General features: G+C 65.1%; 16 protein-coding genes and 1 tRNA gene. 7 read left to right on the forward strand and 10 right to left on the reverse strand.

Annotated elements, in window-relative coordinates; all coding sequences use genetic code 11:
* From AB4Z38_RS23685 to AB4Z38_RS23695, 3 genes are all read left to right on the forward strand, one after another.
* Positions 1-1,740 (forward strand): urocanate hydratase (locus AB4Z38_RS23685; RefSeq protein ID WP_441431975.1); only part of this gene is annotated, 1,740 nt, incomplete at its 5' end.
* 119 nt (positions 1,741-1,859) lie between these two features.
* Positions 1,860-3,458, forward strand: a complete 1,599-nt coding sequence (gene hutH, locus AB4Z38_RS23690; RefSeq protein WP_441431976.1) for a histidine ammonia-lyase — start codon at positions 1,860-1,862, stop codon at positions 3,456-3,458.
* A gap of 194 nt (positions 3,459-3,652) precedes the next feature.
* Complete coding sequence (locus tag AB4Z38_RS23695) at positions 3,653-3,901, forward strand: hypothetical protein (RefSeq protein WP_441431977.1); 249 nt, start codon at positions 3,653-3,655, stop codon at positions 3,899-3,901.
* A gap of 118 nt (positions 3,902-4,019) precedes the next feature.
* Here AB4Z38_RS23695 and AB4Z38_RS23700 read toward each other — a convergent pair whose 3' ends face one another.
* The 8 genes from AB4Z38_RS23700 to AB4Z38_RS23735 all read right to left on the reverse strand — a co-directional run bounded on the left by AB4Z38_RS23700 (position 4,020) and on the right by AB4Z38_RS23735 (position 15,735).
* Positions 4,020-4,241, reverse strand: coding sequence for a hypothetical protein (locus tag AB4Z38_RS23700; RefSeq protein ID WP_441431978.1), 222 nt, complete (start codon positions 4,239-4,241; stop codon positions 4,020-4,022).
* 98 nt (positions 4,242-4,339) lie between these two features.
* Complete coding sequence (locus tag AB4Z38_RS23705; RefSeq protein ID WP_441431979.1) at positions 4,340-9,310, reverse strand: NAD-glutamate dehydrogenase; 4,971 nt, start codon at positions 9,308-9,310, stop codon at positions 4,340-4,342.
* Positions 9,311-9,488: 178 nt separating this feature from the next.
* On the reverse strand, positions 9,489-10,349 hold the full coding sequence (locus AB4Z38_RS23710) for a phosphogluconate dehydrogenase C-terminal domain-containing protein (protein ID WP_441431980.1): 861 nt from the start codon (positions 10,347-10,349) through the stop codon (positions 9,489-9,491).
* A 1-nt stretch (position 10,350) separates the two neighbouring features.
* The gene (locus AB4Z38_RS23715; RefSeq protein WP_441431981.1) at positions 10,351-11,148 is read right to left on the reverse strand and encodes a sugar phosphate isomerase/epimerase family protein; all 798 of its coding nucleotides are present in this window, start codon (positions 11,146-11,148) and stop codon (positions 10,351-10,353) included.
* Positions 11,145-11,981: a triose-phosphate isomerase family protein gene (locus tag AB4Z38_RS23720; protein ID WP_441431982.1), complete on the reverse strand. Its 837-nt coding sequence runs from the start codon at positions 11,979-11,981 to the stop codon at positions 11,145-11,147. The genes AB4Z38_RS23715 and AB4Z38_RS23720 overlap by 4 nt, the downstream gene beginning before the upstream one ends.
* Complete coding sequence (locus AB4Z38_RS23725) at positions 11,965-12,435, reverse strand: ribose-5-phosphate isomerase (protein ID WP_441431983.1); 471 nt, start codon at positions 12,433-12,435, stop codon at positions 11,965-11,967. Before AB4Z38_RS23725 ends, AB4Z38_RS23720 begins: the two co-directional genes overlap by 17 nt.
* Positions 12,432-14,201, reverse strand: coding sequence for a dihydroxyacetone kinase family protein (locus AB4Z38_RS23730; protein ID WP_441431984.1), 1,770 nt, complete (start codon positions 14,199-14,201; stop codon positions 12,432-12,434). The genes AB4Z38_RS23725 and AB4Z38_RS23730 overlap by 4 nt, the downstream gene beginning before the upstream one ends.
* A 166-nt stretch (positions 14,202-14,367) precedes the next feature.
* The gene (locus AB4Z38_RS23735; RefSeq protein WP_441431985.1) at positions 14,368-15,735 is read right to left on the reverse strand and encodes an MFS transporter; all 1,368 of its coding nucleotides are present in this window, start codon (positions 15,733-15,735) and stop codon (positions 14,368-14,370) included.
* A 250-nt stretch (positions 15,736-15,985) separates the two neighbouring features.
* Between AB4Z38_RS23735 and AB4Z38_RS23740 the strand changes: the two genes are divergently transcribed.
* On the forward strand, positions 15,986-16,729 hold the full coding sequence (locus tag AB4Z38_RS23740; RefSeq protein WP_441431986.1) for a FadR/GntR family transcriptional regulator: 744 nt from the start codon (positions 15,986-15,988) through the stop codon (positions 16,727-16,729).
* 38 nt (positions 16,730-16,767) lie between these two features.
* On the opposite strand, the gene AB4Z38_RS23745 is transcribed toward AB4Z38_RS23740, so the two are convergent.
* Positions 16,768-16,838 (reverse strand) — tRNA-Cys (locus AB4Z38_RS23745).
* A 212-nt stretch (positions 16,839-17,050) separates the two neighbouring features.
* On the opposite strand from AB4Z38_RS23745, the gene AB4Z38_RS23750 reads away from it, so the two are divergent.
* Positions 17,051-18,805 carry a hypothetical protein gene (locus tag AB4Z38_RS23750; protein ID WP_441431987.1) on the forward strand — a complete coding sequence of 585 codons (1,755 nt, stop codon included), beginning with the start codon at positions 17,051-17,053 and terminating at the stop codon, positions 18,803-18,805.
* An 18-nt stretch (positions 18,806-18,823) separates the two neighbouring features.
* Positions 18,824-19,579 carry an SDR family NAD(P)-dependent oxidoreductase gene (locus tag AB4Z38_RS23755; RefSeq protein ID WP_441431988.1) on the forward strand — a complete coding sequence of 252 codons (756 nt, stop codon included), beginning with the start codon at positions 18,824-18,826 and terminating at the stop codon, positions 19,577-19,579.
* An 86-nt stretch (positions 19,580-19,665) separates the two neighbouring features.
* Here the strand turns inward: AB4Z38_RS23755 and AB4Z38_RS23760 are convergent, their stop codons facing one another.
* Positions 19,666-20,301: a TetR/AcrR family transcriptional regulator gene (locus tag AB4Z38_RS23760; RefSeq protein ID WP_441431989.1), complete on the reverse strand. Its 636-nt coding sequence runs from the start codon at positions 20,299-20,301 to the stop codon at positions 19,666-19,668.
* Between the two features lie 185 nt (positions 20,302-20,486).
* Between AB4Z38_RS23760 and AB4Z38_RS23765 the strand changes: the two genes are divergently transcribed.
* Positions 20,487-22,010, forward strand: a complete 1,524-nt coding sequence (locus AB4Z38_RS23765) for an ABC transporter substrate-binding protein (protein ID WP_441431990.1) — start codon at positions 20,487-20,489, stop codon at positions 22,008-22,010.
* Positions 22,011-22,032 lie beyond the last annotated feature (22 nt).

The following is a 22,032-nucleotide window of genomic DNA, read 5'->3' on the forward strand; positions in this document are numbered from 1 at the left end:
ATGGCACCCGCCGATTTCACTACCGGAGCCCGTCCTGTCCGGGCCGCCCGCGGTACCGAGCTGACCGCGAAGAGCTGGCAGACCGAAGCGCCGTTGCGCATGTTGATGAATAACCTGGACCCGGAGGTTGCCGAGCGTCCGGATGACCTGGTCGTGTACGGGGGCACGGGCCGGGCCGCCCGGTCCTGGGCCGCGTTCGACGCGATCACCCGGACCCTGGAGACCATGGAGAAGGACGAGACCCTGCTGGTGCAGTCCGGCAAACCGGTCGGGGTGTTCCGCACGAACGAGTGGGCGCCGCGGGTGTTGCTGGCGAACTCGAACCTCGTGGGCGACTGGGCGACGTGGCCCGAGTTCCGCCGCCTCGAGGCCGAGGGCCTGATGATGTACGGGCAGATGACCGCCGGGTCCTGGATCTACATCGGCACCCAGGGCATCCTGCAGGGCACTTACGAGACCTTCGCCGCGGTCGGGAACAAACTCGCCGCCGCAAGGCATGACACAGGCCGTCTGGCCCCCGCCGCKGAAGGTTCCACGGAAGGCCCGCTTGCCGGGACGCTGACCCTGACCGGCGGGTGCGGGGGCATGGGCGGGGCSCAGCCTTTGGCCGTGACCCTGAACGACGGGGCCTGCCTGATCGTGGACGTGGACGAGGCCCGGCTGCGCCGCCGGGTCGGCAAACGCTACCTGGACGAGGTCGAAACCGACCTGGACACCGCGATCGCCAAGGTCCAGGCCGCGAAGGACGAACGCCGCGGCTGGTCCGTGGGCTACGTCGGCAACGCYGCCGAGGTCTTCCCGGAACTGCTGGCCCGCCACAAYGCCGGGGACATCAGCATCGACGTCGTGACCGACCAGACCTCCGCGCACGACCCGCTCTCCTACCTGCCCGAGGGCATCACYGTGGCCGAGTGGCACACCGAGGCCGAGGCCGACCCGGAAGGGTTCACSAAGAAGGCCCAGGCCTCCATGGCCAAGCACGTCCAGGCCATGGTCGAATTCCAGGACGCCGGCGCCGAGGTCTTCGACTACGGCAACTCCATCCGCGACGAGGCCCGCAAGGGCGGCTACGACCGGGCCTTCGCCTTCCCCGGCTTCGTCCCGGCCTACATCCGGCCGCTSTTCTGCGAGGGCCTGGGCCCGTTCCGCTGGGTCGCGCTCTCCGGTGACCCCGAAGACATCGCCGTGACCGACAAAGCCATCAAGGAACTCTTCCCGGAGAACACCCACCTGCACAAATGGCTCGACGCCGCCGCCGAACGCGTCGAATTCGAAGGCCTCCCGGCGAGGATCTGCTGGCTCGGCTACGGCGAACGCGCCAAAGCCGGGCTGCTCTTCAACCAGCTCGTGGCCGAAGGCAAAGTCAAGGCCCCCATCGTGATCGGCCGGGACCACCTGGACTCCGGCTCCGTGGCCTCCCCCTACCGGGAAACCGAGTCCATGAAGGACGGCTCCGACGCGATCGCCGACTGGCCGCTGCTGAACGCCCTGACCGCCGCGTCCTCCGGCGCGACCTGGGTCTCCATCCACCACGGCGGCGGCGTGGGCATCGGCCGCTCCATCCACACCGGCCAGGTCTCCGTCGCCGACGGCACCGACCTCGCCGCGCAGAAACTCGAACGCCTCCTCACCAACGACCCCGGCATGGGCGTCATCCGCCACGCCGACGCCGGCTACGACCGCGCCATCGAAGTCGCCCACGAACGCGGCGTCCGAATCCCCATGGAAGAAACCAACTAGTCCCCACCGCTACCCTCGCCTCGCAAGCTCGGCCAGGGAACCCTGGCGGCGTGGGCCCACGCATTAGTTGCCCTCATAACGACAACAACTGCGAGTCAGTTGGGTGAGAAAGGAACACCATGACACTTACAGCAACATCCCTTGGCCGCCAGACGGTCATCCTCGGCTCCAGCGGAGTCACGCCGGAGGACGTCGTCGCCGTCGCACGCCACGACGCCAAGGTGACCATCTCCCAGGAAGCCCTGGACACGGTCGCCAAGGTCCGGGCCCACATCGATGGCCTCGCCCACAGCGAAGTTCCGGCGTACGGCGTCTCCACGGGCTTCGGTGCCCTGGCCAACCGCCACATCCCCAACGAACTCCGCACCCAGTTGCAGAAGTCGCTTATCCGCAGCCACGCCGCCGGCATGGGCCCGGCGGTGGAGCGCGAAGTGGTCCGCGGCATCATGTTCCTGCGCGCCAAGACCCTGGCCTCGGGCCGCACAGGCGTCCGTCCCGTGGTCCTGCAGACCATGGTGGACGTCCTCAACGCGGGCATCACCCCAGTTGTCCGTGAATTCGGCTCCCTGGGTTGCTCCGGCGACCTCGCCCCGCTGTCCCACTGCGCTCTGGTCCTGATGGGCGAAGGCGAAGCCGCCGGGCCCGACGGCGAGCTCTACGGCGCCGCCGGAAAGAAGCCGGTTGCCGAACTCCTCGCCGCGCACGGCATCGAGCCGGTCGTCCTCGCGGAAAAGGAAGGCCTGGCGCTCGTCAACGGCACCGAGGGCATGCTCGGCATGCTCCTGATGGCCATCGCCGACCTGCACCTGCTGCTCACGACGGCGGACATCACCGCCGCGCTCAGCGTCGAGGCGCTGCTCGGCACGGACCAGGTGTTCCTCCCCGAGCTGCATGCGGCCCTGCGGCCCCACCCGGGCCAGGCTGCCAGCGCGGACAACATGCTGCGGGTGCTTTCCAACTCGCCGATTGTTGCTTCGCACCGCGTCAACGACACCAAGGTCCAGGACGCGTACTCGCTCCGCTGCGCACCCCAGGTGGCCGGCGCGGTCCGCGACACCGTGACGCACGCTGAACTCGTGGCTTCCCGCGAGTTGGCTGCGGCCATCGACAACCCCGTGGTGCTCCCGGACGGCCGCGTGTCCTCCAACGGCAACTTCCACGGCGCCCCGGTCGCCTACGTGCTGGACTTCCTGGCCATCGCCGTCGCGGACCTGTCCTCCATCGCAGAGCGCCGCACGGACCGCATGCTGGACCCGGCCCGCTCACACGGACTCCCGGCCTTCCTTGCCGACGATCCCGGAGTGGACTCGGGCCTTATGATTGCCCAGTACACCCAGGCCGGGCTCGTCTCGGACAACAAGCGCCTGGCCGTCCCGGCGTCGGTGGACTCCATCCCGAGCTCGGCCATGCAGGAAGACCACGTCTCCATGGGTTGGCATGCTGCCCGCAAGCTGCGCAAGGCCATCGAGAACCTGCGCCGCGTCCTGGCTGTGGAACTCGTCACGAGCGCCCGCGCCCTCGACATCCGCACCAAACTGTCGGGTGGCGAACTCACTCCGGGGCCGGCCGGCACCGCCGTGGTCGAGGTTCTGCGCGGCGTCGTCGACGGTCCGGGAACTGACCGTTTCCTCTCACCTGAGCTGGAAGCGGCGGACCGTCTTGTAGGCGCCGGCGACGTGCGGGCGGCCGCCGAATCCGCCGTCGGAAATCTCGCCTGACGCCGAACAAAATACTGTTCGAGTGAACAATAGGAAGCGCCCCGGAAATGTTTGGCAATACGTGCCCCGGGGCGCTTTCTGTGTAGTAGAACTTATGGGGTACGGCATGTCCACGCCGACGATGTCGTGGGCCTGCCGGGGAATATCCGTTCACAACTGAAAACAACGAACATCCACAAAGGGGTAGAAGTTCAATGAAGGCACGCGGGACAATCCTGTCCAGGCGAATCGCACAGTCCGCCGTCGTTTCCAATTGGGGAACGTTGAAGGTGGGGGAGCGGATCGAAGTCGTAAGGCACGCACATGTGGTCGCGGCGGGGGAGGTGCAGGAAGTCTCGGGCAGCGGCAACGTTGTGTGGCTTGAACCCGCAGGACCTGGCGCCGATGAAGCCGCCAAACAGCTTTTCATGAAGTCCGACGGCGTGGAGTTGCGCCGGGTGTAGTGACCGCTTAGAAAGCCCGGCTAAAAACCGGGGCTTGTTTCCCATTCCGCGCCTTCTTGGCGTGGTCTGGAAAACAAGCCCCGGTTTTGTTGTCTACACCTGTTCCTAGGATCTATTCCTAGGCGGCGAGGACCTCACGGGTCTGGCCGAACGGGACCGACTCGTCCAAGGCAACCGTGTAGCTCCCAGGCTGTTGGCGGGTCACCAGGATCCCGCAGCGGCCGTTGTCGGCAGCGGCTTCGATGAGCGTACTGACGGCTTCGTCAAGTCCTGCATGGACTTCGTCGACGGACGCAAAGGACAAATGGATCTCGTTGTTTTCTATTGTGGCAGTGCTCATTGGGGGGCCTCCTTCTACAGGATGCCGCGGGGGGAGCGGCAATTCCTGCATAAAAGATAGCAAAGTGTCATGGGATGTCTGTCATTCTGGGAGCTGGATCACCGGCGGACCATGGCGCGCAAGAGCTTCACTGCGACGGAGAGTGCCGCGATGTCCACCGGACCGGGCTTGATGGCTTCCGTGATGGTGTCCTGGATGCGGGCGAGTTGTTCGATGTTTCCGCGTTCCCAATCCATGATCCTCTCCACCGGGTCGGCGGTTGCCTCCGGGGAGCGGGGAGTGTGCCGGACCACGGCTTTGGTCATGTCGGCAAGGACCAGGTACATGTCGTCGCGGAGGGCTGCCCGGGCCAAGGCCTCCCAGTGGGTGTCCCGCGGCAACAGCGTGATGTGTTCCAACAGGGGAATGGCCGAAATCCGTTCGAACACGGCAAAATAGACCTCTGCCACGCCCTCAACGGGCTCCTGCAATTCCTCGGCAATCGCGGAAATGTCCAGGAGGCCGTAGCTGACGAGGAGCTCCGAGGCTCGAAGGCCCAGTTCGTGTGGCAGGCCGACAGAATCCGAGTGGGCAAGGCGCGTCAACGAGTGTTGCAGGTTGATCCCGTGCAGGAAGCGCGTGAAATTTGCCCGCATCAGCGACATGGGCCGTTCGAGCCGAGCAAAGGCGTCCGCTATGGGCTTGTCGCGGAAATCGTGGGTGACGTACCAACGGGTGGACCGGTCGAGGAGACGGCGCATGTCCAGGGCCACGGCGCATCCATATTCGATGGGGACGTTTGCCGGTACTTGGGCCAGGGCCTTGGTGACCGAATCGAAGTCCCAGATTCGGCGCATGACCACGAATCCACGCGCCACCGCGGCCGCCGAAACCGTGGTTTCCTCCATGGCACGGAACGCGAAGGCTGTGCCGCCGAGGTTGATCATGTCGTTGGCCACCACCGTGGCGACGATTTGGCGGCGCAAGGGATGCGTAGACAGCTCATCGCCGAACCGTTCCGAAAGCTGGCGAGGGAAATACTCGCGCAGCGTCTGCGAAAACCATGGATCGTCTGCGAGCCCGCCTTCCGTCAGTTCCCGGGCCAGTTCGATCTTGGCATAGGCCGCCAGCACGGCGAGTTCCGGTGAGGTCAGTCCAACTCCGGTCCCTACGCGTGCCTGGATTTCCTTGGTAGTCGGCAGGCATTCAAGCTCCCGATCCAAGTCAGTGGCCGAGTCGAGCCAGTCCATGGTCCGTTCGAAGCTCGGGCTCCACTCGAGCACCAGTTGCTTGTCATTGAGAAGGAGGACGTTTTGGTCAACGTTGGTCTTCAGCACGAGCCGCCCCACCTCGTCCTGGAGCGAGTGCAGGAACTTCGTCCTTTCGTTCGGGGACATTTTGCCCGCGGCGATCATCCGGTCCAGGAAGATCTTGATGTTCACCTCATGGTCCGAGCAGTCCACGCCGGCGGAATTGTCGATGGCATCGGTGTTCACAAGGATCCCGGCCAGGGCAGCCTCGATCCTGCCGCGTTGGGTGATGCCGAGATTGCCACCCTCAGCGATGATCCGGGTACGCAGTTGGGCTGCGTCTACCCGGATGGCATCGTTTGACTTGTCTCCGACGTCGGCGTGCGTCTCGGTGGAAGCCTTGACATAGGTGCCGATTCCGCCGTTGTAAAGCAGGTCGACGGGGGCCGTGAGGACGGCCCTGAGCAGCTCAGGCGGGCTCATCGCCGTCGTGCCCTCGTCCAATCCCAAGGCGAGGCGGACCGGTTCGGTGATGCTGATTGACTTCTCGGCCCGGGAGAACACCCCTCCACCCGGGCTGAGCTTCGCGGGGTTGTAGTCGGCCCAGGACGAGCGGGCGAGCTTGAAGAGCCGTTTCCGCTCGGCGAAGGAAGTGGCTGGGTCCGGGGTGGGATCCAGGAAGATGTGCCGGTGATCGAAGGCTGCCACCAGCTTGATGTGGTTCGAGAGCAGCATGCCGTTGCCGAACACATCGCCGCTCATGTCGCCGACACCCACCACGGTGAAATCCTCGGTCCGGGAGTCGATGAGCAGTTCGCTGAAATGGTGCCGCACGGACTCCCAGGCGCCTCGGGCCGTGATGCCCATCTGCTTGTGGTCATAACCCACTGAACCGCCGGACGCGAACGCATCGCCCAGCCAGAATCCGTACTCTGCGCCGAGGTCGTTGGCGATGTCGGAGAACGTGGCTGTGCCCTTGTCCGCGGCCACCACGAGGTAGTAGTCGTCGCCGTCGTGCCTCACCACGCGGGCCGGCGGAACGACGCGCTGCGGCGGAACAGTGCGTTGGGGGACAGCCCGCTGCGGCGGAACGACGCGGCCGCTCGAACCGCCGTCCGGTTCGGCGACCAGGTTGTCCGTGATGTCCAGTAGTCCGCGAACGAAGATCCGGTAGCTTTCCTGGCCCTCGGCCAACCAAGCCGACCGGTCCTCGGCCGGGTCCGGGAGCTTTTTGGGATAGAAACCGCCCTTGGCTCCCGTGGGAACGATGACGGCGTTTTTCACCGTCTGGGCTTTCACGAGTCCCAGGACTTCCGTGCGGAAGTCCTCACGACGATCGGACCAGCGTAATCCTCCGCGGGCAATCGGGCCGAAACGCAAGTGGACACCTTCCACCCGCGGCGAGTAGACCCAGATTTCGAACTGTGGCCGGGGTGCCGGTGCGGCGGGGATAGAGGAGGGATTGAGCTTGAAACTCAAATACGGCTTGTTCAGGTAGAAGTTGGTGCGCAGGGTGGCCTCCACAAGGCTCGCCAGGGAACGAAGCAGGCGGTCGGCGTCGAGGACCGGTACGGCGTCGATCGCTTCCGCCAGTTCCTTGCGGGCGGCGTTCGTGGCTTGTGTCCGCGAGCTGTACCTGCTGCGGTCCGTTTCAAACAGATCGCCTCCAGCGGGAATTTGCCCGGTCGGCGTCGGCTCAGACTGCGTCGGCTCGGCAGGTGTCGGCGCGCGCAGTTCAGGATCGAACAGATCGGGTTCGAACCGGTCCGGATCGAACTTCGCCTCGAACAGTGAAAGCAAAGCATGGGTTGCACGCACATTCTCACGGAGGGTATCCGCGATGAACCCGTAGGAATTGGTGCTCCCCAGCTGCCGAAGGTACTTCGCATACGCGCGCAGGATGGCTATCCGCCGCCAGTCGATCCCCTCCCGGATGACCAGGGCATCGAAGGCGTCCGACTCCGCGTCTCCCCGCATCGCGGCACAGAACGAAGCGGCCAGCAGATCGCCGGTTCCCACAGGATCAACTCCGCGGGGATAGACGAGGCCGAGGTCGTAAAGGAAAAAGGACCGCCCGTCGGCACGCTGCACATCGAACGGCCGCTGGTCCAGGACACGCAAACCCAGGTTGTGGAAGAACGGCAAGATCTGGCTCAGGCTCTGCGGACGGGTCAAATAGAGCCGAATCCGCGCATCCTCAGTGAGGACGGCAGTTCCCGGGCGCTTGTAGACAGTGAGCAGCGGGTCCGCGGCGTCGGCGTCTATCATGTCCCCGTCCCGGGGCGCGAAGCTCTCGAACCGGACGATGTCCTGAACCGCGTCTTCCACCTCGTAGTCTGCTTTGTAGCTGGCCGGAAAGGCTGTGGCCCACTGCCGGGACAGCCGTGCGGCCTCCTCCGCAGGGAACCTCGCCCGCAGGGCTTCGTCCAGGCCTTCGGCCCAGGACCTTGTGGCGGCGATGATCCGCTGCTCCAGTACCGCAGGGTCGAGGACGGCGGGCGCCCCCTCGCGGGGCAACAGGACCCGGAAAAACACGCGGGCCATGGCGGATTCGCCCAGGCGAAGCTCGAACTCGATGGCCCCGGAGCCGAAGGCCTCGCGAAGCTCGCGTTCAATGTTGAGCCGGACCGCCGTGCTGAAGCGTTGGCGCGGCAGGAAGACCAGGGCTGTCATGAAGCGGTTGTGCGAGTCCGGACGAAGGAGCAACCGTGTACTGTGCCGTTCTTGGAGGCGCAGGATGTCCCGCGCGTGCTCGGCCAGCTGCCGGGCATCGATGTGGAAGAGTTCGTCGCGCGGATAGGCCTCCACCACCGCCAGAAGTTCCTTGCCATGGTGTGATGTGGCCGGATAGCCGAACGTCCGCAGCACCTCTTCCGCAGTATTCCGGATGACGGGAATCTGGAGTGCCGAGCGGGACGCCGAGCTGGGAGCGAAAAGGCCAACGAAAGTGCGATCACTTTTGCCACCCGTGGCCAGGCTGATTTCGTCGAGGTAGGCGCGCCGGAGGACCGTCGAGCGGAGCGTCGATTTGGTGAGTGTGAGGAGGGGAGCCGCGGACAGCTTTGCGGACGGCCCGCCTGTGGACGCAGGGACCGCCACATTCCTGAGCAGGCCGAGACCCTTCCGGCCGTGGTAGCCAAGGAAAACAAAATTCCCTTCGTCCAGCCAGCGCAGCAACTCCTGGACCTCCCGCGCTGCGGGGACGGCCTGCGAGAGCCCGTCCAAGCCCCTGATCTCGTCGGCAAGCTCCTGGTGGATGGCAGCCGCGTCTTCCGCGGCGGCCCGGACATCGCCGAGGACGGTCTGCAGCCGTTCAACGAGGTGTTCGGCACTGGTCTCGTCTGGAAGCCTGGAGATCTCGACGGCGATCCAAGCCTCCGTGAGCGGCCCGCCGTCGTCGTGGTCCCTGGGGGTGACCAAGGCGGCAGGCTCGACTGCGGACGGCAGTCCCGTCCGCAGGGGACCGCGGCGGACATCGATCAGGCGATAGGTGGCCGCATCCCGGGTGACTGTAAATGTGGGGTGGACCAGGAGCCGGATGGAGGCGTTGTCCCTGGCGATTTCCGCGGTGACCGACGGGACCAGGTAGGGCATGTCCTCGGTGACAATCGCTACGAGGCTGGCGTCGGCCTCGTTCAGGATGCCGATCACAGCTTGCCCGGGAGCCCGCCGTTCCGCCAATGAGCGGTGGTACCGCGCACGCTCCAGGAGTGTGTCCGCTGTGTAGTTGCGGACATCATCATCGGCCACGTGCTCGTAGTAGCCGGTCAGGAATCGGTCTGGGTCGCCCGTGGAAGTGCCTCCCAAGGCGTGGTCCGCGGGCTCGATCCTGGATGACATGTCGCTACGCCTCCGCCGCGCAAGGAGCGGCCGTGCTGTAGCGGTCGGCGAAGTCCCTGCGCCTGATTTCATGATGGCCGGAGCGGGGCGGGCAGTAAAGGCTTGGAATGCACTGCGAGATGGCACTTCGCGGCAGTAATTGCCGTGAACTGCCATCTCGCGAGTGGCGAGGAGGAGATTAGCGCTTGACGGCGTCCAGCTTGAGCATCTTGGCGATGACGCCGTCGAGCTCGGAATCGTCGAAGATCTTCTTCCAATCGTCCTTGATGATGGTGTCCTTGCCGTACTGGATGGCGATTTCGCAGGCCTCGGAGAACGGGTTGGAGCCGCGCAGGGCGTTGGTCAGGGCGATCTGCACGTGGCCGAACAGCATGGCCTTGGCTGCTTCTTCCGGGACGCCGGCGGTGTGAACGGTCTCGTGCAGCGCTTCGTTGAGCAGGGTGCCGATCATGCAGGCCACGGTCTCCACGAGGGTGGGTTCGAGGATGGCGAGCTGCTTCACCGTGACCCAGTGGACGTCGATGACCGGGGCGTAGATGGTGCGGATGGTCGCCTCGGCTGCGTCGCGGGTCGCGGCGGGTGTGTCCTCGTCGATCGCGGCCACGACGTTCTGCGGGGCGCCCTGGCCGCCGAAGGTGTCGGCCCATTCTTCCTTGGTGGTGCGTTCGAGGAACACGGATGGGTGGCAGGGGTGGGCGACTGCCTGGACGACGTCGTCGCGCTTTGCCAGCAGTCCGGCGTAGGCGGCGGCGGGGTCCAGGGTGAGGAGGATCGAGCCGGGCTTCATCTGCGGGACGACGCCTTCGGAGACGATGCCCAGGACGGTGTCCGGCACGGCGAGGATCACGACGTCGGCGCCCTTGACGGCGTCGTCGGTGGCGGTGATTTCGCGGCCCTCGGCGCGGACGCGGTCCTGGCCTGCGGGGGAGTTCTCGCTATAGGTGACGGTGTGGTTGGACTTCTGGAGGTTGGCGGAAACGCGCATCCCCATCTTGCCACCGGCTCCGACAACGGCGACGGTCAATTGTTCTGCTGACATTTCACTTGCTCCTTAGGAATTCGAGGCTTTGTTGGGTCCACTGGTTTTCGAGGCGGATGGTTTCCTCCTCTGAGTCCTGCCAGGGCAGCCAGTGTTCGATGATCTGGTTGATGTTTCTTTGCGCGGGCTGGATCTTTCCGGCCATGTAGTCGTAGTCCAGGAGGCCTTCGCCGAGCGGTGCGCCGGAGTACGTGAACCCGACCCACCCCTTTTTTCGGCTGAACGCAAAGTCTTTGATGTGCATGTTCAGGACATAGGGCGCGACGGCGTCTATCACCTCGCGGGGCATCTCCAGCGCCGCGACGGTGTTGGCGGGGTCGCTGCAGATCCCCAGGTACGGGCTGTCCACCCGGCGGATCACATCAAGGATCCGTGCGGTAGGCACTTGTTCGTAGGTTTCGACGGCGATCCGCACGCCTGCTGCTTCGAAGGCCGGCAGGATCCGGGTGAAGATTGCCGTGGCTTCGTCCGCGTCGGGGGTGTGGCCGGGGACGTTGAACATGGTCCGGAGCAGCTTGGCTTCGAGGGCCACGGCGATGTGCAGGAACTTGTGCAGGTGCTCCGGGCGGATGCCCTTCGTGCCGAGTTCCAGCGTGATGCCCAGGGAGTCCGCGGTGGCGCGGACGGCCGCTAGTTCGTCGTCGGACATGTGCTCCAGGGGAGCGTAGTCGCAGATCTGGAACAGCTCCACGCCCAGTTCCGCGGTGCGGGCCAGCGCGTCGTGAATGCTCAGCGGTGCCGAGGCGGCGTCCGAGAGCTGCCAGAAGAACGCGTAGCTGCTGAGTCCGATGCGGCTCATGCTGTCACCCCGTTCGCCGATACTCCAGCGGTAGCCGCGAGGCGAGTTGCAGCCTCGTCAAGGATGGTCTTGAGCGCTTTTGGGTCGTGCGCGAAGCGGCCCAGGAACAAGCCGGCGACGGACATGTCCAACTGGCTGAGCAGTCCGGGGCCGGCGCTCCCGCCGTAGACGACCCGGCTGTTTTCCTGGCCTGGCAGCGAACGAAGGTGCTCATCTAGTCCCCGGACCACGGCGCTGATGTACGCGGGAGTTGCCGGTTCCGGGGCGCCGATGGCCCATTGCGGCTCGTAGGCCACGATGGTCCTGCTGGTGGGACCGAGCGTTCCGGCGCGGTTGAGGGCGGCGTCGATCTCGGCCGTGCACTGGGCAATGGCTTCCTCGGGGGAGCCGACGTTCAATTCTCCGACGCACAGCACCGGGGTAAGTCCATTGCGGTAGGCCGCTGCCGTCTTGAGTCCGATGATCCGGTCGTCTTCGCCGAAGATCCGGCGACGCTCTGCGTGCCCAACCTCGACATACCGGCCGCCGAGTTCGGCAACCGTCGTGCCGCCCACCTCTCCGGTGTACGCGCCTTCATCTTCCCAGAAGATGTCCTGCGCTCCGGTGCCAACGCCGGCCGCGCCCAGGATCCGGGCCGCTTCCGGCAGGACCGGGAGCGTGGGCAGCACGAACAATTCGATGTCGCCGCTCACCACTGCCGGGTGCTTGAAAGCGATCGTGGCGACGTCTCGGCAGTAGTCCACGGAGCGCTGGTACCCGAAGTACAGCTTCAGGCTCACGCCGATCACCGTGCGAGGGTGCTGAGCGCCAGCGGTCTTAGGAGGAAGTGACACCTTCGTAGTCCTTAATGAGTGTGACTTTCTCGGCTGAGGCAGAGGTTTCGTCGAAGGTGTATGTGAGCCATTCCTTGGCGAGGCGGCGGGCCAGTTCCAGGCCGACGACGCGCTGGCCGAAGGTGAGGACCTGGGCGTTGTTGCTCAGGACGGCCCGTTCCACGGAGAAGGAATCGTGGGCAGTGACGGCGCGGATGCCGGGGACCTTGTTGGCGGCGATGGCCACCCCCAGCCCGGTGCCGCACACCAGCAGGGCACGGTCGGCCTTGCCCTCGGCGATGAGTTCGGCAGCCGCGATGGCCACGGACGGGTACGGGGTGTGGCTGATGGCGTCCACTCCGACGTCCGTCACGGATTCGACCAGTTCACTGGCCTCGAGGTCCGCCTTGAGCGCTTCCTTGTACTCGAACCCGGCGTCGTCCGATCCGATGACCAGGCGCAGTTTGGTGCTCATGCTGTCTCCTTAATGCTGTTTTCGACGGTGTTCTCCACTGTGTTTTCTCTTAAGAGGAAGGTCTCGTGGATTGCCTGGACGATCAGGGCCATCGAAACGGCACCGGCGTCCGGGGTGCCCAGGCTCTTCTCGGCATGCGGGCGGGCGCGGCCCATGAGCGGCAGCAGGTTCGCGGTTGCCTCGGCGGCCTGTTCGGCAGCCACGACTGCGGTGCCCCACGCGTCCGTCAGGGACCGGCCGTCCCGCACGCCGGCTTCGAGGGCGTCGCGGAACGGGACCAGGACATCCACCAAGGTCTTGTCGCCCACCTTGGCCTTGCCGAAGTTCATGATGGCCGCGGCGGCGTCGGCCACACCGGCGGCGACAGCACCGCCGTCGGGTCGGTTGCTGTCACCGACGGACTGTCCGACGGCGCGCAGGGCCATGCCCCACAGCGCGCCGGAGGTGCCGCCGGCTTTGTCGGCCCAGGCGTCTCCGGCCAGGTTCAGGACGGTGCCGGCACCGGCGCCGCGTTCGACGGCGCCTGCCGCGGCTTCCACGGCGGCCCGGATTCCGCGTTCCATGCCGATGCCGTGGTCGCCGTCGCCGGCGATTGCATCGATCCTGCCGAGTTCGGCAACGTTCGCGTCGATCACGGCCTTGGCGGCGCCAAGTGCGGCGAGGACGCGGACGGCGGCCGCGCGGGACTCAGCCGTGGCGGCAGGGATGGAAAGTTCGACGTCGGCCAGCTCGCCGTCGTCGGACGCCAGCGCCTGTGCGGTGACCGCGCCGCGGCGGAAGGCGGGGGCATCGGCGGGTGCGAGCCAGAGTTGTTCGAGTTCTTCGTCCAGCCAGAAGAGGGTCAAGGAGGTGCCCGCCATGTCGAAGCTGGTCACGAGCTCGCCCACCTGGGGATCCACGACGTCGAGCCCCGCTTCCGCGAGGAGCTGCGCCACGCGGCGGTAGACCACGAACAGTTCCTCGTACTTCACGCTGCCCAGGCCATTGAGGATAGGGACGACGCGGGCACCGCCGATTTCGACGCCTTCGGGAACCTCTGCGAGGAGCTTGGCGACCATCAGCTCGGCGAGCTCATCCGCCGTCGGGATGTCCGTTTCGCCGATGCCCGGTTCGCCGTGGATTCCCATGCCGACGGCCATCCGGCCCTCGGGGACGGTGAAGAGCGGCTGCTCCGCGCCGGGCAGTGTGCACCCGGTGAACGCGACGCCGAACGAGAGGGTGCGGTGGTTGGCGCGTTCGGCGATCTGCACGACGTCGTCCATGGTGTAACCCGCTTCGGACGCGGCGGCCGCGACCTTGAAGACGGTCAGGTCCCCGGCGATACCGCGGCGTTTGGCGCGCTCCGACGGCGGTGCGGAGGAGATGTCGTCCGTCACGGCGATGCTGCGGCAGTCTATTCCCTCCTTGCGGATCTTCTCCTGGGCTTGGGTGAAGTGCAGGACATCGCCGGCGTAGTTGCCGTAGCCCAGGAGCACGCCGCCGCCGTTGTCCGCAGCCTTGGCGACGTTGTAGATCTGCTGGGCGGACGGTGAGGCGAAGAGGTTGCCCATCGCCGCGCCGTGCGCCAGGCCCTGGCCGACGAGCCCCCCGAAAGCCGGGTAGTGGCCCGAGCCGCCGCCGATCACCAGTGCTACCGTGCCGGGAGTGCTCTGGGTGCTGCGGGCAACGCCGCCGGAGACGCGCCGCACCCAGCGGCCGTGCGAAGCGACGAAACCTTCGATCATTTCATCAGCGAAGGCTGCGGGCTCATTGAACAAGCGGGTCATGCGGAACTCCTGGACCTGATAGCGAGGATTGGGGTGGTGGCGGGTGGCGGGACTGGGGGCGTGATGCCGGGGGACCCAACTGACTAGCAGTTGTTGTCGTTATCAGGGCTCAAAACGACAACAACTGCGAGTTAGTTGGGCGGTGGCGGTGGGGCGGGTGGCAGGGTTAGGGCTCGGCGTGGTGGCCGGCGCGTGCGGGGTCAAGGGTCTCGGCGGGGACGCCTTCGCTGGCTTTTCCCCGGCGGCTGAGGACAACCATGAGGACCGAGGACAGGAGCATGAACGCGCCCACCACGATCAGCGGCACCGTGTAGCTGCCGGTCCAGTCCTTGAGCCAGCCCGTGATGTAGCCAGCGCTGAAGCCGGCCAAGTTGCCTACCGTGTTGATCAGCGCGATGCCGGCTGCGGCCGCTGCCCCGGTGAGGAACTGCGTGGGCACCGTCCAGAAGTTCGGCAAGGCCGCGAAAATGGACATGGCGGTGATGGTGATGACGGCGATCGTCGCGGCCGGGGATCCTGCGAACAGTGCCAACGGGATACTGACGGCGCCGGTCAGCGCGGGAAGCGCAATGTGCCACGTCTTGACGCCGCGCTTGGTGGCGTCCCTGGACCAGAAGTACAGGGCGACGGCGGCAGGCAGGTACGGGATAGCCGTGATGAGGCCTTGCTGGAAGACGTCGAATTTCGTGCCGAACTGGGACTCGAAACCCTTGATGATAGTCGGCAGGAAGAAGCCGAGGGCGTAAAGACCGTAAATGAAGCCGAAGTAGATCAGGGAAAGCATCCAAACGCGGCCGTTGCCGAACACTGTGCGGACGCTGACGTGCTTGTTGCTGGCAGCGGTCGCTTCCTTTTCCTTTGCGAGGGCACCGGTCAGCCAGGTCTTTTCCTCGGACGTCAGCCACTTGGCCTTGGCGGGGGAGTCGGCCAGGTAGAACCAGGAGATGACGCCGATGGCGATCGCCGGGATGGCGACACCGAAGAACATGAAGCGCCAGCCTTCAAGGCCGAAGAACACGCCGTGCTGTTGGATCAACGCGCCGGCCAGCGGAGCGCCTATCACCGTGGTCAGCGGCTGTGCCAAGTAGAAAAGGGCCAGGATCTTGCTGCGGTGCTTTGCGGGGACCCAGAGGCTGAGGAAGAGGATGGCGCCGGGGAAGAATCCGGCCTCGGCCACACCCAGGATGAAGCGCAGGATGTAGAGCTGGTCCACGTTGCCCACCCAGGTGAACAAGAGGGACACAATGCCCCAGCTCACCATGATGCGGGCCAGCCAGCGGCGTGCGCCGAACTTGTGTAGCGCCAGATTGCTAGGGATCTCCAGCAGGATGTAGCCGATGAAGAAGACTCCGGATGCGAAGCCGAACTGCGCTGCGGAGAGCGCCAGGTCCTTGTTCATGCCGTTGGGGCCCGCGAACGAGATGGCCGTCCGGTCCAGGTAATTGATGAAGAACATCAAGGCGACGAACGGCACCAGCCGGATCGCGACCTTCTTGATGGCCGATCTTTCGACCACCGATTGTGTGGTGTCCACATTGACTCCTAGAGGTTGCCGGAGCGCGTTGTCCTTCTGCGGACCTGGCGGCTCGGGTTTTCTTAGTGCCGATCCGTGGACTTCGATGTCTCAGGACGGAGCTAAGCGTGTGATAAAAACCATAAGCCCTTGAGCACAAATTGGTCAACCGGTTGACTGATCCTAATTTTCGGGCGCCGGGCTCGCACCGGGCTCGCACCCGCGAATTCGCGTCAGCAGAAATTGGTCATCCGGTTGCTACGCTGTGAAGATGTCAGCGAATTCCGCCGCCGCGGCGGCCCATATGACGGCAGCCCTTGCCCCCATGGAGCACGGCTCTGTCGTCTCCGAGGTTGCAGAGAGGCTGCTCGCGTATTTCACGAGCGGCGACATCGCAGCGGGGACGCGCCTCCCGGCCGAGCGGCAATTGGCCGCTTCGCTCGGCGTCGGGCGTTCGGCGGTTCGCGAGGCGTTGGCCGCGCTGGAAATCCTCGGCATCGTCATCGTCCGGCCTGGATCCGGAACGTACCTGCGCGACGGCGTCTCCGAGTTGCTCCCCCGCACATTGAGCTGGGGGCTCATGCTGGGCGAGCCGCGCACGCGCGAACTCGTTGAACTCCGCAGCGGCTTGGAGGTGCAGGCGGTTCAATTGGCCGCTGCCCGTATCACTGACGAGGCCTTGGGGCGCATGCGAACCAACCTTGACGCTATGGAGGCCGGCTTGGATAACCTTGCGGTCTTCGTCGAGGCCGACGCAGCCTTCCATAAGGAAATCGCGTCCGCTTCAGGGAATCAGGTCCTCCAAGAACTCCTGCAAAGCATTAGGTCGCTCTTGCGGATCTGGGTGGACCGGGCGCTGACCGATGAAGGCCACGCCGCCGCCGCGCTCGCCGAGCATCGCGCGATCTTCAAGGCCCTCGAGTCCCGGGATGCCGCCTTGGTGGCGGAGGCCATGGTCTCGCACATGGGCACCGCGTCTCGCCGCCTGCTGGCTGGCTACGACGCAGCCCAGTAGCTTCGGCGCCTTGCCGTTTCGCCAGCACAATACCTGAGACGTGGTGGCGGGATTCGAACCCGCGTGCGCTGCTTTGCAGGCAGCTCCCTGGCCTCTCGGGTACACCACGTGCATCGAGGTTAGGCAGGCTGCGGCGTGCGAACCAACAATGGTTTCGAAGCCTTTCGCCGGGTTTCGCGGCATTGCTCCCGGTGACCTCCCGCGACGCGGAGCGCCGCGCTTGCGTTCTCAAATATTGGTCAACCGGTTGACTCGTCGCATGGCGCCCATCAGAATTGATTGCGATTACGCTTACTTCCGTCCCCGCTGCAAAGGCCTGCTGTGATCAATGACGAAAACCACGCCAGGCTATTCGCCCCATCGGAAACGGTGGAAGCCGTAGCTTGGCGAGCCGAGCTACGCAACGATGAACTCTCGGACATCACGTTCAACGGAATACCGGTACTCCGGGCCGTTCGCGCAGTGGTCCGCGACCACGACTGGCGCACCCTCGTGCCCACTGTCAGCCGGGTCGCGCAACACGCCCGCCACGGCGGCGTCACGCTCCTACTCGACATCGATTTCGCCGGTTTCGGCACCAGCTACACAGGCGAGCTCGCTATTCACCTCATGAAGGACAGCGTCAAGGTGACGTTCGACGGCGTCGCTCCCGCTGCCTTCCGCAGCAACCGGATCGGACTCGTGGTGCTGCACCGCCCCGACGACGCCGGCCGCGCGGTGAGTATCGGCAGCCCCGGCGGCGCGAGCACGCCGTCGTTCTTCCCCACGGATATCAGCCCGCACCAGCCCTTCATCGACGTTTCTTCCATGGAGTGGGAGCGCGACGGAACGCGATTCCGGCTCGACTTCCATGGCGAGGTCTTCGAGACTGAAGACCAGCGGAACTGGACAGACGCCTCGTTCAAGACGTACAGCACGCCGCTCTCGAAACCGTTTCCGGTTGACGTTTCCGCCGGCGACCGCGTCCACCAGTCGGTGCTCCTGACGGCGATGCCCGGGCCTGCGGCGCCGGGTCCGCGGCCGACCCTGGAAGGTGCGCTCACAGTGCTCGACGGCGGTACGTCCCGCGTGCCGGGGCTTTCGGTTTCGGCTACCTCGGCTTCGGCGACCTCGGCTTCGGCGACAGCATCCAGGGCCCGTTCCGAACCCATCCCGGGCCTGGACGCGCTGCTTCTTGAGCTGGAGCCCGGACGGGACGCAGAACACATACTCCGGCGTGCGGCGGCAGAAGCCGCAGATCTGGACGTTCCGCTGGATGTGCGCCTGTCGGTCGATTCGCCGGATCACATCGGGGAACTCCTCGACCTCCTGCCGTTGGAAAGCGTGGTGCGGCTCGCAGTGTTCGACGCTTCCAGCCACGTCACGGAGCCAGAGCTCTGGGATGAACTCACGAACGAGGCCCGGCGGCGAGAGTTTACCGGCGTACGGCTGGCCGGCGCCCGGTCGCACTTCACCGAGCTGAACCGTAACGCGGGAATCCTGCCACCTGACGCTCCGGCGCTGACATTCAGCATCACGCCGCAAATGCACGCCACCGAGGTGCCGCACGTCGTCGAAACCCTGCCGATGCAGCGCCTCGGGGCCCTAAACGCCCTTCGGATCGGCTCGGGAAGGCCGTTGCACCTCGGGCCGGTGACCCTGAAGGCGCGGTTCAACGCCGTCGCCACCGCCGGAATCGATGCGGACGGTGAAGCCACGGCCACGGACCCGCTGCAGCCCGAGGGTTTCACAGCCGCGTGGTTGCTAGGCAGCATCGCGGCCCTTAGCGTTCCCGGCGTCGAATCCGTCAGCTACTTCGAAGCAACAGGACCGCGCGGGATTCGCGGACCCGGAGGCCTTACGCCCGCGGGTGAGCTGCTGGCTGCCGTCGCCGCCGTGCGCGGCTGCGAGGTCCTTGACGTGGCTGGCGGGGTGCCCGGCGTCGTTCTGTATCCCGTGCGCGACGGCGGCACGACGGTCCTGTTTGCCGCTAACCTCACTGCCACACCGCTGAGCGTCGTCGTCCGGCTGCCGGGCGGCGACAGTACCAATCTTGAATTTGAGCCGTGGACTGCTGTTGTCCGCCGCGTGGACTGAACTGAAAGAGGAACCACCATGAGTAAACGGCTAGACGGCAAGACCGCCCTTGTTACGGGAGCAGGCTCCGGCATCGGGCTGGCCGTGGCCCAGCGTTTCGTTGCCGAAGGCGCCCGCGTGTACTTCGCCGACATCAATCTGGAAACCGCCGAGAAGGCTGCTGCTGTTACGGGATCGGCCCTGGCACAGGCTTTGCGCATGGACATTTCGGACGAAGCCAGTGTGGTTGCGGCCTATGCCGCCGTTGCCGAGGGCGGCCCGCTGGACGTCGTGGTGGCCAATGCCGGGGTACAGCTATTCGGCCAAGATGCCCGCGTGGGAGACCTGGATCTGGCGGTCTGGGAGAAAACCATCGCCATCAACCAGCGCGGCGCATTTCTGACCCTCAAGCACGCAGTCCGTGCCATGGAAGGCCGCGGCGGGTCCATTATCTGCACCGGCAGCCCTACCGCGGTGGTGGCTTGCGGGCAGACCTTCACCGCGTATACGAGTTCCAAAGCAGGGGTGCATGGCTTGGCACGGGTTGTCGCCGCGGACTACGCCGCCGCGGGAATCCGGGTCAACACCGTGGTGCCTGGCTACACCGAGACCCCGTTGGTACGGACGATCGCGGAGGATCCTGTGAGCCGCGCGGGGCTGGTGGACTCCACGATGCTGGGCCGGCCCGGAACCGCGGCCGACGTCGAGGGCATCATGGTGTTCCTCGCCAGCGACGACTCCGCGTACGCCACGGGCGGGCTGTTCACCGTCGACGGCGGCCTGACGGCCCTGTGAGGCAGGGCGCCTGCTTACCCAACTGACTCGCAGTTAATGTCGTTCTGAGCCCTCTAAACGACAACTACTGCTAGCTAGTTGGGGGGCTAGAAGCTTTCGCTCGTGACGGCATTGAGGTAGCCTGCGACTTCGGATGGCATGTCCACGGATTCGTTGTCGAGCAGCCACTGGACCTGCAGTCCGTCCATGAGCGCGATCAGTTGGCGTGCCGCTGCGGCAGGTGCGACGCCGGGCCGTAGCTTGCCCTCGTCCGCCATGTGGGCGAAGCCCTCGGTCATCAAGCGGCGTACCCGCTCGTACCGTTCAAGAAAGTACTTGTGGGCAGGGTGTTCGGGGTCGGTGGCTTCCGCGGACAGCACGCAGTACAGGGCCACGAGTCCTGGGATGGTGGTGTTGTGCCGCGTCAGATCCACCATTGCATGCAGCAAGTCAGCACCCTTGGCATCCAAGGCACCGGTATAGATTGCGGACTCGTCGTCGCGGAAGGTCAGGAGCGCCTCAAGCAAGGCTTCCTTGCTGGGAAAGTGGTGCAGGAGCCCGGCTTGGGTCAGGCCTACTTTGTCCGCTACGTCCTTCAGCGAGCCCGAGCGGTAGCCCGAAGATGAAAAGACGTCGAAGGCGGCCTTCAGGATTTCCTGCCGCCGTGCCTCCGTTTTGGCATAGGTGCCGCGGCGCGCTCGTTGCGCTGTCTCAGGCTGGGTGCCGCCCACAGTCTCTTTCATGGATCAACCCTAACAACGTCGATTGTGAATAAGTCCATCAATTGGTCAACCACTGTGCGCATCGTCACATTTCATAACGATTCAAAAAGATCTCCTAAAACCTAGTAGTCGCTAGGTTTTTGATGTTACGGTCTTTCCCAATGGCCGTCCATGGTGGACGCCACTGATCGTGAAAGGGACCAAAGATGTTCCGATCCAAGCGAATGGCCGCACTCATTGCGGCTGTTGCACTGGGGCTCACCGCTTGTGGTGGTGGCGGTGCCGCTGCCCCCCAGGACCAGTCCTCCCAAACCCTGACCCTCGGCGCTCTCCTTGCGCCCAAGACCTTCGCTGCAAACCAGTCCGAATTCGCCAACCTGTCGCCGTTCTACCAGGCCGTGTACGACACTTTGATCCGGATGAAGCCGGATGGCTCGCTCGTGCCGATGCTGGCCAAAGACTGGAAGTACAACGCGGACAAGACCGTCCTGACGCTCACGCTGCGCGACGACGTCAAGTTCACCGACGGCACCCCCTTCAACGCCGACGCCGCGAAGCAAAACCTCGAACGCTTCAAGGCAGGTACGTCGCCGGACGCACAATTCCTGGCAGCCTTGAAGACTGCCAAAGCCGTGGACGCAACCACGCTGGAACTGACCCTGTCCGCCCCGGACCCGGCGTTCCTGAACTACTTGTCCAAGGACGCGTCCTTCATGCAAAGCCCGGCGTCCTTCGGCAACGCGGACATCGCCACCAAGCCCGTCGGCTCTGGCCCCTATGTTCTGGATACTGCCGCCACCGTGACCGGCACGTCCTACAGCTACCACCGCAACCCGAATTACTGGGACAAGGGCCTGGTGCACTACGACAACCTGGTCCTCAACGTCTACGGCGACCAGACCTCCCTGCTGAACGCCATCAAGTCCGGGCAGCTCAACGCCGCCAACACCGCTGACAACAACACGCTCACGGAGATCCAGGCCGCCGGATACAAGGTCAATCCACTCCAGCTCAACTGGGCAGGGCTCATCCTGTTTGACCGGGCCGGTACCACCAACCCCGCGCTCAAGGACGTCCGCGTCCGCCAGGCACTCAACTACGCCTTCGATACCAAGGCGATGTTGCAGTCAATCGGCCAGGGCTATGGCGAGCTGACCACCCAGGTGTTCCCGCCGTCGTCGGCTGCTTATGACAAGTCCCTGGACTCCCGCTATGCCTACAACCCCGCCAAGGCCAAGGAATTGCTCGCTCAGGCCGGGTACGCCAGCGGGCTGACCCTGAAGCTGCCGTCCTCCGCGCTCATGGGCAACACCCTCCCGGCGCTGATCACCCAGCAGCTCAAGGATGTCGGCATCACGGCGGAGTTCACGGACACCGGCAACAACTTCATCGCCGACCTCTTGGCACCGAAGTATGGCGTGAGCTACATGATCCTGGAGCAGCAGTCCGACTGGCAGTTGATCAACATGAAGATCTCCCCGACCGCCCCCTGGAACCCGTACAAGTACGAGGACCCGAAGGTGGACGAGCTGATCAACAAGATCCACGTCGGTTCTACAGATGAGCAGACGGCCGCTGCCAAGGAACTGAACAAGTACATCGTGGAGCAGGCCTGGTTCGCTCCGTGGTACCGCCCCCAGTCCAGCTTCGTCACCGACGCCAAGACCAAGGTCGAGGTCCAGACGGGTAACGCCTACCCGTTCATCTGGTCCTTCTCTCCCGTCTCCTAGCGGAGAGCCGCCGGGACCGGAC

The sequence above is a fragment of the Arthrobacter sp. 2RAF6 genome (genome assembly GCF_052115205.1).
Taxonomy (GTDB): Bacteria; Actinomycetota; Actinomycetes; order Actinomycetales; family Micrococcaceae; genus Arthrobacter.

What these genes read in the sequence shown, in the direction of transcription:
- hutH (WP_441431976.1), top strand. Translation starts at nt 1,860, where the DNA reads ATGACACTTACAGCAACATCCCTTGGCCGCCAGACGGTCATCCTCGGC.
- AB4Z38_RS23695 (WP_441431977.1), top strand. Translation starts at nt 3,653, where the DNA reads ATGAAGGCACGCGGGACAATCCTGTCCAGGCGAATCGCACAGTCCGCC.
- AB4Z38_RS23700 (WP_441431978.1), bottom strand. Translation starts at nt 4,241, where the DNA reads ATGAGCACTGCCACAATAGAAAACAACGAGATCCATTTGTCCTTTGCG.
- AB4Z38_RS23705 (WP_441431979.1), bottom strand. Translation starts at nt 9,310, where the DNA reads ATGTCATCCAGGATCGAGCCCGCGGACCACGCCTTGGGAGGCACTTCC.
- AB4Z38_RS23710 (WP_441431980.1), bottom strand. Translation starts at nt 10,349, where the DNA reads ATGTCAGCAGAACAATTGACCGTCGCCGTTGTCGGAGCCGGTGGCAAG.
- AB4Z38_RS23715 (WP_441431981.1), bottom strand. Translation starts at nt 11,148, where the DNA reads ATGAGCCGCATCGGACTCAGCAGCTACGCGTTCTTCTGGCAGCTCTCG.
- AB4Z38_RS23725 (WP_441431983.1), bottom strand. Translation starts at nt 12,435, where the DNA reads ATGAGCACCAAACTGCGCCTGGTCATCGGATCGGACGACGCCGGGTTC.
- AB4Z38_RS23730 (WP_441431984.1), bottom strand. Translation starts at nt 14,201, where the DNA reads ATGACCCGCTTGTTCAATGAGCCCGCAGCCTTCGCTGATGAAATGATC.
- AB4Z38_RS23740 (WP_441431986.1), top strand. Translation starts at nt 15,986, where the DNA reads ATGTCAGCGAATTCCGCCGCCGCGGCGGCCCATATGACGGCAGCCCTT.
- AB4Z38_RS23755 (WP_441431988.1), top strand. Translation starts at nt 18,824, where the DNA reads ATGAGTAAACGGCTAGACGGCAAGACCGCCCTTGTTACGGGAGCAGGC.
- AB4Z38_RS23760 (WP_441431989.1), bottom strand. Translation starts at nt 20,301, where the DNA reads ATGAAAGAGACTGTGGGCGGCACCCAGCCTGAGACAGCGCAACGAGCG.
- AB4Z38_RS23765 (WP_441431990.1), top strand. Translation starts at nt 20,487, where the DNA reads ATGTTCCGATCCAAGCGAATGGCCGCACTCATTGCGGCTGTTGCACTG.